The organism is Streptomyces sp. NPDC001920 (genome assembly GCF_053594495.1).
Window position 1 is genome coordinate 167,046 of sequence record NZ_JBSFEP010000002.1, and the last position, 10,325, is coordinate 177,370.

At 72.4% G+C, this 10,325-nt stretch carries 8 protein-coding genes; 3 read left to right on the forward strand and 5 right to left on the reverse strand.

Annotated features, from left to right (window positions below):
* Positions 1-12 precede the first annotated feature (12 nt).
* The gene (gene rpsA, locus ACWCPI_RS03350; RefSeq protein ID WP_376532476.1) at positions 13-1,506 is read right to left on the reverse strand and encodes a 30S ribosomal protein S1; all 1,494 of its coding nucleotides are present in this window, start codon (positions 1,504-1,506) and stop codon (positions 13-15) included.
* Positions 1,507-1,873: 367 nt separating this feature from the next.
* On the opposite strand from rpsA, the gene ACWCPI_RS03355 reads away from it, so the two are divergent.
* Positions 1,874-2,737: a class I SAM-dependent methyltransferase gene (locus ACWCPI_RS03355; RefSeq protein ID WP_451036812.1), complete on the forward strand. Its 864-nt coding sequence runs from the start codon at positions 1,874-1,876 to the stop codon at positions 2,735-2,737.
* Between the two features lie 4 nt (positions 2,738-2,741).
* Positions 2,742-5,309 (forward strand): ATP-dependent helicase HrpB, encoded by a 2,568-nt coding sequence (gene hrpB, locus ACWCPI_RS03360; protein ID WP_451036495.1) that lies wholly within the window; start codon positions 2,742-2,744, stop codon positions 5,307-5,309.
* Here hrpB and ACWCPI_RS03365 read toward each other — a convergent pair.
* The 3 genes from ACWCPI_RS03365 to ACWCPI_RS03375 form a co-directional block, all read right to left on the reverse strand.
* Positions 5,299-6,291 (reverse strand): DUF3068 domain-containing protein, encoded by a 993-nt coding sequence (locus ACWCPI_RS03365; protein WP_451036496.1) that lies wholly within the window; start codon positions 6,289-6,291, stop codon positions 5,299-5,301. The two genes, hrpB and ACWCPI_RS03365, sit on opposite strands and share 11 nt — an antisense overlap.
* Positions 6,292-6,316: 25 nt before the next feature.
* The gene (locus ACWCPI_RS03370; RefSeq protein ID WP_451036497.1) at positions 6,317-6,451 is read right to left on the reverse strand and encodes an SPW_0924 family protein; all 135 of its coding nucleotides are present in this window, start codon (positions 6,449-6,451) and stop codon (positions 6,317-6,319) included.
* Between the two features lie 158 nt (positions 6,452-6,609).
* Positions 6,610-8,370, reverse strand: coding sequence for a lytic transglycosylase domain-containing protein (locus tag ACWCPI_RS03375; protein ID WP_451036498.1), 1,761 nt, complete (start codon positions 8,368-8,370; stop codon positions 6,610-6,612).
* A 323-nt stretch (positions 8,371-8,693) separates the two neighbouring features.
* Between ACWCPI_RS03375 and ACWCPI_RS03380 the strand changes: the two genes are divergently transcribed.
* Complete coding sequence (locus tag ACWCPI_RS03380; RefSeq protein WP_451036499.1) at positions 8,694-9,554, forward strand: DUF4184 family protein; 861 nt, start codon at positions 8,694-8,696, stop codon at positions 9,552-9,554.
* Here the strand turns inward: ACWCPI_RS03380 and ACWCPI_RS03385 are convergent.
* The gene (locus tag ACWCPI_RS03385) at positions 9,469-9,858 is read right to left on the reverse strand and encodes a hypothetical protein (RefSeq protein WP_451036500.1); all 390 of its coding nucleotides are present in this window, start codon (positions 9,856-9,858) and stop codon (positions 9,469-9,471) included. The two genes, ACWCPI_RS03380 and ACWCPI_RS03385, sit on opposite strands and share 86 nt — an antisense overlap.
* Positions 9,859-10,325 lie beyond the last annotated feature (467 nt).

Consider the following 10,325-nt stretch of genomic DNA (forward strand, 5'->3'; position numbering starts at 1 on the left):
CTCAGCGAGCGTTCAGCTCTGGCCGCCGGCCAGCTTCTCGCGGAGCGCGGCAAGCGCCTCGTCCGAGGCCAGCGCGCCGGAGTTGTCCGGGCCCTCGGAGGAGTACGAGCCGCCGCCGGACGCGGCCGGAGCCGCAGCCTCGCCGCCCTCGGCCGCGGCAGCGGCGTCGGCCTCGCGGGACTTGATGACCTGCTGCTGGTGCTGCTCGAAGCGGGTCTGCGCCTCGGCGTACTGGCGCTCCCACTCCTCGCGCTGCTTCTCGTAGCCCTCGAGCCAGTCGTTGGTCTCGGGGTCGAAGCCCTCGGGGTAGATGTAGTTGCCCTGGTCGTCGTAGGACGCGGCCATGCCGTACAGGGTCGGGTCGAACTCGACCGAGGCCGGGTCGGCACCGAAGGACTCGTTGGCCTGCTTCAGCGAGAGGCTGATGCGACGACGCTCGAGGTCGATGTCGATGACCTTGACGAAGATCTCGTCGTTGACCTGGACGACCTGCTCCGGGATCTCCACGTGGCGCTCGGCCAGCTCGGAGATGTGGACCAGACCCTCGATGCCCTCGTCCACGCGGACGAACGCACCGAACGGAACCAGCTTCGTGACCTTGCCGGGCACGACCTGGCCGATCTGGTGGGTGCGGGCGAACTGCTGCCACGGGTCTTCCTGGGTCGCCTTCAGCGACAGGGAGACGCGCTCGCGGTCCATGTCGACGTCGAGGACCTCGACGGTGACCTCCTGGCCGACCTCGACGACCTCGGAGGGGTGGTCGATGTGCTTCCAGGACAGCTCGGAGACGTGGACCAGACCGTCGACGCCACCCAGGTCCACGAAGGCACCGAAGTTGACGATCGAGGAGACCACACCGGAACGGACCTGACCCTTCTGCAGGGTCGTGAGGAACGTCTGGCGGACCTCGGACTGGGTCTGCTCCAGCCAGGCACGACGGGACAGGACCACGTTGTTGCGGTTCTTGTCCAGCTCGATGATCTTGGCCTCGAGCTCCTTGCCGACGTACGGCTGGAGGTCGCGGACACGGCGCATCTCGACCAGGGAGGCCGGCAGGAAGCCACGGAGGCCGATGTCGAGGATGAGACCACCCTTGACGACCTCGATGACGGTACCGGTGACGATCCCGTCCTCTTCCTTGATCTTCTCGATGGTGCCCCAGGCACGCTCGTACTGGGCGCGCTTCTTCGAGAGGATCAGGCGGCCTTCCTTGTCCTCCTTCTGGAGGACCAGGGCCTCGATCTCGTCACCGACGGCGACGACCTCGTTGGGGTCGACGTCGTGCTTGATCGAGAGCTCGCGGCTCGGGATGACACCTTCGGTCTTGTAACCGATGTCGAGCAGGACCTCGTCCCGGTCGACCTTCACGATGACGCCGTCGACGATGTCGCCGTCGTTGAAGTACTTGATCGTCTCGTCGATCGCGGCGAGGAAGGCTTCCTCGTTACCGATGTCGTTGACCGCTACCTGCGGGGTGGTGGCGGTGGTCTCGGTGCTGCTCGTCATGTGGGAAAGGGCTCCGGTACGGACATTGAAGTCGTAGGTACTGCTTACGCCGGGAGCCCGTTTCGCTCTGAAGAAGCCGGACAGCCAAGGAAGCGCCACTGAAAATCCTGGTGGCGCCTCGACAACCGAGGGGACATACAACAGATGCGAGCGCAGCCTGCTACGTCTGAGGTGCGCAGGCCCGCAGCGCAACTTGTAGCATACGGGGGCAGCCGGACAGGGTCAATGCGCGAAGCCGCCCACGCGGGGCGGATCGCCGCATAACCGGCACAAGTCCAGTCTTCCGAGGCCACGCAGAGGCCGAGGTGCCCCTTTCGCGGCACCGCCGGGACGGGCTGGACGGAAGAGTACGACGAGGGAGCCGATCATCCAAGAGCCCGAAGCGTCCGAAACCGAAGCCTTCGAACCCGAGGCCACCCGGCGCGGCGCCGGTGTCGCGGAGAGTTCCCGGGCGAACCGGGGCTGGTGGGACCGCAACGCGGACGAGTACCAGGTCGAGCACGGCACGTTCCTCGGCGACGACCGTTTCGTCTGGGGCCCCGAGGGCCTGGACGAGGTCGAGGCCGAGCTGCTCGGCCCGCCGGAGGAACTCAAGGACAAGGACGTCCTGGAGATCGGCGCCGGCGCGGCCCAGTGCGCACGCTGGCTGGCCGCGCAGGGCGCCCGCCCGGTCGCCCTGGACATCTCCCACCGCCAGCTCCAGCACGCCCTGCGCATCGGCGGCGCGTTCCCGCTCGTCTGCGCCGACGCGGGCGCCCTTCCCTTCGCCGACGCCTCCTTCGACCTGGCGTGCTCGGCGTACGGCGCGCTGCCCTTCGTCGCCGACCCGGTGCTGGTGCTGCGGGAGGTCCGGCGGGTACTGCGCCCCGGGGGCCGATTCGTCTTCTCCGTGACGCATCCGATCCGCTGGGCCTTCCCGGACGAGCCCGGGCCCGAGGGCCTGTCCGTCTCGGCCTCCTACTTCGACCGCACGCCGTACGTGGAGCAGGACGAGCAGGGCCACGCGGTCTACGTCGAGCACCACCGCACCCTGGGCGACCGCGTCCGGGACATCACGGCGGCGGGCTTCCGGCTGGTGGACCTGGTGGAGCCGGAGTGGCCCGCCTGGAACACCTCGGAGTGGGGCGGCTGGTCGCCGCTGCGCGGGAACCTGATCCCGGGGACGGCGATCTTCGTGTGCGAGCGAAGCGAGATGGGGGCACCGCCGGCCGGAGGCCGGGGGAGAGACTGAGGGCGTGATCCGTTACGACGCCCTGGACGCCCTTCCGGTACGCAGCGCCCTGCCCGCCCTGACCGATGCCCTGGAGGGGCCCGGTACGGCGGTCCTGGTGGCGCCGCCCGGCACCGGCAAGACCACGCTGGTGCCGCTCGCTCTGGCAGGACTGCTGGGGGACGGGCCGGCGCGGCGGGTCGTCGTCGCCGAGCCGCGGCGGATCGCGGCCCGGGCCGCCGCGCGGCGGATGGCGTGGCTGCTGGGCGAGAAGGCCGGTGAGAGCGTCGGGTACACCGTGCGCGGTGAGCGGGTCGTCGGGCGCCACGCGCGCGTGGAGGTGGTCACGACCGGTGTGCTGCTCCAGCGGCTGCAGCGCGATCAGGAGCTCGCGGGTGTGGACGTGGTGGTGCTCGACGAGTGCCACGAGCGGCACCTGGACGCGGACACGGTGGCGGCGTTCCTGTGGGACGTACGGCAGACGCTGCGGCCGGAGCTGCGGCTGGTCGCGGCGTCGGCGACGACGGACGCGCAGGGATGGGCGCGGCTGCTGGGCGGTGCGCCGGTGGTCGAGGCGAGGGGGGCCGCGCATCCGGTGGAGGTGGTGTGGGCGCCGCCGGCCCGTCCGGTACGGCCGCCGCACGGCATGCGCGTGGATCCCGCTCTGCTGACGCATGTGGCGTCGGTGGTGCGGCGTGCGCTGACCGAGCGGGTGGGTGACGTGCTGTGCTTCCTGCCCGGCGTGGGTGAGATCGCGCGGGTGGCCGGGCAGCTGGGGGATCTCGGCGGCGCCGAGGTGCTCCAGGTGCACGGGCGGGCTCCGGCGGCCGTGCAGGACGCGGTGCTGGCCCGCTCGGAGCGGCGCCGGGTGGTGCTGGCGACCTCCGTTGCCGAGTCGTCCCTGACGGTTCCCGGAGTGCGGGTCGTCGTCGACTCGGGGCTGGCGCGGGAGCCTCGTGTGGACCACGCGCGCGGGCTGAGCGCGCTGACGACGGTACGGGCCTCGCAGGCGGCCGGGCGGCAGCGGGCGGGGCGGGCCGGGCGTGAGGCGCCGGGGGCGGTGTACCGCTGCTGGGCGGAGGCGGAGGACGCGCGGCTGCCGCGATTCCCGGCGCCGGAGATCAAGGTGGCCGACCTGACGGCGTTCGCGTTGCAGACGGCGTGCTGGGGTGACCCGGACGCGGCGGGGCTGGCGCTGCTGGATCCGCCGCCGGGCGGGGCGATGGCGGCGGCGAGGGAGGTGCTGACGGCCATCGGGGCGGTGGACGCGGCCGGCAGGGCGACGGAGCGGGGCGTGCGGCTGGCACGGCTGGGGTTGCATCCCCGGCTGGGGCGGGCGCTGCTGGACGCCGGGGACGCCGACGCGGCCGCGGAGGTGGTGGCGCTGCTCAGCGAGGTGGCGCCGCGGGAGTACGGGGACGATCTCGCCGGTGCGCTGCGCGCGGCCCGGCGCGGGGGTGACGCCTACGCGGCGCGCTGGCGGGCGGAGGTGCGGCGGCTGCGGGCCGTGGCCGGGCAGTCCGCGCCCGCCCCCGGCTCGGATGAGCGGGGGTCGCCCGCCGAGGTGCCGCCGCGCCCCGCGGGTGGTGGCGGAGCCACCGGCGCCGGCGTGACCGCCGGGGAGCAGGGTCCGGCCGGGCTGGTCGCGGCCCTGGCCTTCCCCGAGCGTGTCGCCAAGGCCGACGGCGGTTCCTACCTCATGGCCTCCGGCACGCGTGCGGAGCTCCCCGACGGATCCGCGCTGCGCGGCGCCCCCTGGATCGCGGTCGCCGTGGCGGACCGCCCCGTCGGCAAGGGGCACGCGCGTGTGCAGCTCGCTGCCGCGGTGGACGAGGACACGGCCCGGTCGGCGGCGCCGTCACTGCGCTCCGCGGGCCAGGAGGTCCGCTGGGCCGACGGGGACGTCGTCGCGCGGCACGTGGAGCGGCTGGGGGCGATCGAGCTCGCGGTGCGGCCGTTGCGGGACGCCGATCCCGCGCTCGTGCGGGACGCGCTGCTCGAAGGGCTACGGCAGGAGGGGCTCGGTCTCTTGCGCTGGTCGCCCGACGCCCGCGTGCTGCGGCAGCGGCTCGCTTTCTTGCGTCTGCGCCTCGGTGATCCCTGGCCGGACGTCTCCGACGACGCGCTGCACGCGCGCGTGGAGGAGTGGTTGGAGCCCGAGCTGAGCCGGGCCGGGCGGCGGGCCGACCTCGCGCGGATCGATGCCGGGCAGGCGCTCACCCGGCTGCTGCCGTGGGCCTCGGGGGAGGCAGGGCGGCTCGACGAGCTCGCGCCGGAGCGGATCACCGTGCCGAGCGGGTCCAGGATCCGGATCGACTACGGCGATCCGGCACAGCCCGTGCTCGCCGTGAAGTTGCAGGAGATGTTCGGGCTGCACGAGTCGCCGGCCGTCGCCGGCGTGCCGCTGCTCGTGCATCTGCTCTCCCCCGCCGGGCGTCCCGCCGCCGTCACGGCCGACCTGGCCTCCTTCTGGCGGGACGGCTACAAGGGTGTGCGCGCGGAGCTGCGCGGCCGCTATCCCCGGCATCCATGGCCCGAGGACCCCGCCGACGCGGAACCGACCCGGCACACCAACGCCCGGCTCAGGCGGTGACCGGTTCCGCTTCGGCGTCCTGGGCGGGCTTCGCATCGCCGGGGCGGCGGCCGCGTGCCTCCAGGTAGAGGGCGAGTGACAGCAGCAGCACCGCGAGGGTCAGGAAGCCCCAGGGCAGATACGACGTCATGAGCAGGACCGGGGTGCGGTGGGACTTGACGAGGTCCACGGTGTGGTCGATGTAGTCCTCGCGCATCTTCACGTGGCCTGCGAAGGCGGTGACCCTGTCACGGCCGCCGAGCAGGGTGCCGCCGCGCAGTTCCTCCTTGTGGATCTCCTCGCCGTAGACGGGGGCGCCGGTGAGGGGTTCGACCCAGAACTTGCGGACGGTCGTGTACCAGCGGGTGGTGCCGGTCTCGGCGACCGACTCCGGTGTGATCCCCTTGACGGGCATCGCCTTGGGGAACTCCACCTCGGTCCACGGGATGGTCTGCTCGAAGTAGTAGACCTCGACGCCGCGGAAGTCCTGGGTGCCCTTGTAGTGGATGGGGGCACTGGTGCGGGTCTGGGCGTCGAAGTACTCGTAGGCCCGCTTCTCCGTGAGGAAGGGCCACTTGAACTCGATGCCCTCGCGCCTGACGGGGTCGCCGTCGACCATCTCGCCGGCGGCGTGCACGGGTTCTTGGGTGTGGGCGTCGAAGATGTAGCGCTCGGGGATCTTGGAGACCATCTTGCCGTCGGGTCCGACGACGTACGACAGGCCCTCCCAGACCACGACGTCGTTCTCCGCCGTCCGCTCGATCCGCTCCGAGGCTTCGACGTTGCCCTTGAGGGTCTGCACGATGGTGACCTTCGGGACCTTGCGGGCCTGCATCGTGCCGTAGTCGAGGAGGGTGGCGTCCTTCGCCTCCAGGACCATGTTCTGGTACTGGTGGGCCGGGATCTTGGCCAGGCGCGGGAAGGCGTACCAGCGCAGCAGCGGGGACAGGGCCGCGAAGAACACGGCCAGGGCGAGCAGGAACAGGCCGGCCTTGCGGCGCATCTCGGCCTCCCTCCCGGGCGGGCGGTCACGGGTGTGCGGGCACCGTCGTCAGCAGCGGCTTCGGGGATGTCCCGCCCGACGGGGCGCCGAGGGCGGTGAGCGCGAGGACCAGGGCGAGGGCGGTGGCGAGACCGGCCGCGGCGGCGATCAGGGCGCGCATGTCGGGCCTCCCGGAGTCGCGGAGCGGGCACACCTGACAGGTCGTCAGTTCTGGCACCGTAGCAACGGCAGGGCGAGATGAGAACACGTCAGGCACACGGACGAGGGGCGCCCTGTCCGCCGTGGCGGGAGGACGCCCCTCGTCCGGTGGCGCCGGGTCTACGCGGACGGGCTCGGCGACGGCGAGGCCGACCCGGTCCCCGACTCCGACGGGGTCGGGCTGGGCGATGTCTCGGCCGCCGCCACCTTCAGCTCGACGGTCAGGGCCGCGCCGCCCGCGGTCTCGATGCGGAGCAGGTACGTGCCGGCGGTGTCGTCGGCGTACAGCTTCGGCAGCTTGAGCAGGCCCTTGGCGTCCGTGGTCAGGCCGGTGAGGGTGCGTACGGGCTTGCCGTCGGCATCCTTGAAGTAGGGGCCCTTGTCGTTCTCGGCCGGGTCGTCCGTGGCCTTGACGAGCGTGGCGGTGGCCGCGACCTTGTCGGCGACGGCGCCCTTGTAGGTCGCCTTCACCTCGACCTGGTCGGCGAACTCGCCGCCCGGGATGCAGGTCAGCGCGGTCTCGCTGGTGCGGGCCAGGGTGTCGGCGACGCGCTCGGTGACCGTGGCCCTGTACTCGACGCCGATCGCACGGCCGACGACGGTGGCCCGGACGACGAACTCGCCCGTGTCCTCGCCCGCCTTGAGTGCCGGCGCCACGGCCTCGCCCGCACTGTCGGTGACGGTGGCGGCGTACTTCTCACCGTTGACGAAGGTGGCGTCGGTGGCGCCGACGATCGTGAAACGGATCCGGACCTTGGCGACGCCCTTGCCGCCTTCGGTCTCGGCGCGGGCGGCGATCTTCCGCATGAAGGTGTCGCCCGCCATCGCGGTGAGCCTGCCGGCGCCCGCGTCCTCCAGGTGGTCCACCGTGTCGGTGGGGGTGGGAGGGGTGGTGTGCGGCGGGGTCGTGGCCGGCGGCTTCGGCCCGGGGGTGGAGGAACCGCCGCCGTTGTCGCCGGGCTTGGGGCTGTCCGGCCTCGACGGCGCCGTGGGCTTGGTGGGTTTGGTGGGCCGGGCGGGCCGGGTGGGGGTCGTCGGCGTCGGGCCGGCACCGTCGTCGCTGCGGTCGGACGGGAGGGCGCCCGTGCCGTCGGGGATCTCGTGGGTCCCCTTGCGGTAGTACTCCAGCCACGTCAGGACGAGGTCGAGGTACTCCCGTGAGTTGTTGTAGCTGAGGATGGCGCTGTCGAGGTCGTCCCGGGTGGACAGGTCCCAGCCGAAGCGGCACAGGTAGTGACCGGCGGCGAGTGCGGCGTCGTAGATGTTGTTGGGGTTCTTCTCGCCGTCGCCGTTGCCGTCGCGGCCGGCCCAGGCCCAGGTGGACGGGATGAACTGCATGGGGCCGACTGCACGGTCGTAGCTGCTGTCCCCGTCGTAGGCGCCGTCGTCGGTGTCGCTGATGCTCGCGAAGCCGTTGCCGTTGAGCTGCGGACCGAGGATCGGCGAGATGGTGGTGCCGTCGGCGCCGACGCGGCCGCCGCGGGCCTGGCCGGACTCGACCTTGCCGATGGCGGCGAGAAGCTGCCACTCCAGGTTGCAGCCCGGCTTGGACTGCCGGAGCGCGGTCGCGGCCTTCTTGTAGGCGTCCAGGACGGTCGCGGGGATGCCCGCCTCGGTGGCACCCGGGTCCACGGGCGTGTTCGCCGACGGCGAGGGTTTGGGGCTGTTGAGCGGCGGAAGGTCCGTGTAGTACGGCGAGTTGCCGGTCGCGCTGCGCTCGGCGGCCGTGTCCGGTGAGGGCTGGGTGCCGGTGGAGATCTTTCTGCCGGCGTCGTCGGTCATCACTCCCGGAGCCTGGGAGGCGGCGAGTGCCGCGACCACGACCGCGGCCACTGTGGTGTTCACCGCCCCTTTGCGCAGCCTGCCGAATTGCGCCGCCATAGAGTGAACCCCTCCCGCTGGACGCCCGAGCGCCCGGTCTCTGTCTGTCGGGCCCGCCGTGTGACGCCCGCGCCTGTTGTGACGATCGACTCGCCGCGACAGTTGCCCTCGCGACGCTTTTTCATGCGTGCTCGTACGTTCGACCGCGCGGCCGGCACGGTGACCCAGGCGACCCTACGACAACTTCCTTTGCCCGGACACCCGTTGATGACCGATTTTTACCGATTGGCCATACGCGGTCCGCCCAACGGACGTCCCGCATACTGGCTGCTCCGCCCCTCGGGGGCGACCGGCCCTATCAACATCGCACGCGAGGAGCCCTGTTGCCGTTCACGCTGAGCCATGCGGCGGCTGTCCTGCCCGCCGTACGCACCGACGGAACCGGCCGGGCCGCGCTCGTTCCGGCCGTACTGGTGGCAGGTTCCCTCTCTCCCGACATGACCTATTACGCGGCGAGTGTCCTGCCCGAGGCGATGGCGTTCGGCGACGTCACACACTCGTTCACGGGCGTGTTCACGGTCGACGTGCTGGTCACCTGGGCGCTGGTGGGACTGTGGCTCCTGCTGCGCGAACCTCTGGTGGCGCTGGTTCCGGTGCGACGACAGGCACGGGTGGCCACGCTGTTGCGCTGCGGGACGCCACGCGCCCGGATCCGCCCGGCGCTCACGGCCCGGTGGTACCTGTCGGCCGCGCTCGGCGCGCTGACGCACGTCGTGTGGGACGCCTTCACCCATCTCGACCGCTGGGGGATGCGGCTGTTCCCGGTCCTGGGCGAGAAGGTCGCGGGGTCGCCGCTGTACTGGTACCTCCAGTACGGCGGTTCGGCGGTCGCCGCGGCCGTCATCGCCGCGTTCGTGGTCGTGGCACTGCGGCGCACGCCCCCGGCCGAACCGGTCGGGGTACCCGTGCTCTCGGTACGGGACCGGTGGCTGGCCGGTGCGGTGATCGGCGGGTTCGCCGCGGTGGCGGCGGTGCAGCGGGCGACGCGCTGGTGGGACTACTGGGGGTCGACCGCGAAGTACTGGGAACTGATCCCGACGTTGTGCTTCGGGGCGGGCGCGGGCCTCTGCCTGGGGCTGCTGCTGTACGGCGTGGGGGTCAGGGTGTGGCGTCCGGTCCGGGACCAGGGTGGTGCGGGTACGGATTCGGCCGGTAGGGAGCCGAGCCGTCCGGCGGCTCGCTGACGGTGCCGGCGGTCGCCACGAACACGGTCACCGTCCGGACGGGGCGGGGCCGTGGGAGCAGGGTGCGGGCGAGGGCCAGGTAGCCGCGGGTGAGTTCGGCCCACCCTCGGGTCCGGGTCGTGAGGCGGCGCCGGAGCGTGGTGACCGCCCGCCGCAGGATGCTCATCAGGTCGGCGGGGATGCGGGCGGTGCTTGCGCCGGTGGCGAAGGGTGGGACCGAGGGCCCCGCCGGGGCGGGGGCGTCTTCGGTGTTCACGTTCGCCGGTGCCGGGGCGGTCCGGCGGTGGAGCGTGCGTATACCCATGCCCGCATCCTTACGGGCGGGGGCGGGTGGGGGCGTGTTTGCGGGGGCCACGCGAGTGACGCTTTCCATCGGGACTGCGGGAGCGGGACCGATCGCCCCAGGTGACCGACTGGGCCGCAGGGATCAGGGCTGCGCGGGGGTGGGGCGTGCGCCCTTGCGTCTGCCTGGCGGGTGCTTGCTTTGCGGCTGCGGGCGCGCTGTGGCGGGTCGCGCAGTTCCCCGCGCCCCTGGGGGGTTTCGGTCCGGCTTCTTAAGGGGTCAGCCCGATGCCGGGACGGCCAGGGCACGGGGGCTGCTCGGTGCTGAGCGCCTGGGGCTACGAGGTGCGTGAGCGCTGTGCACTCGTGTCTGCCGGGCCGGTGCCTGCTGTGCGGCCGCGGGCGCGCTGTGGCGGGTCGCGCAGTTCCCCGCGCCCCTGGGGGGTTTCAGTCCGGCTTCTGAAGGGGTCAGCCCGATGCCGGGACGGC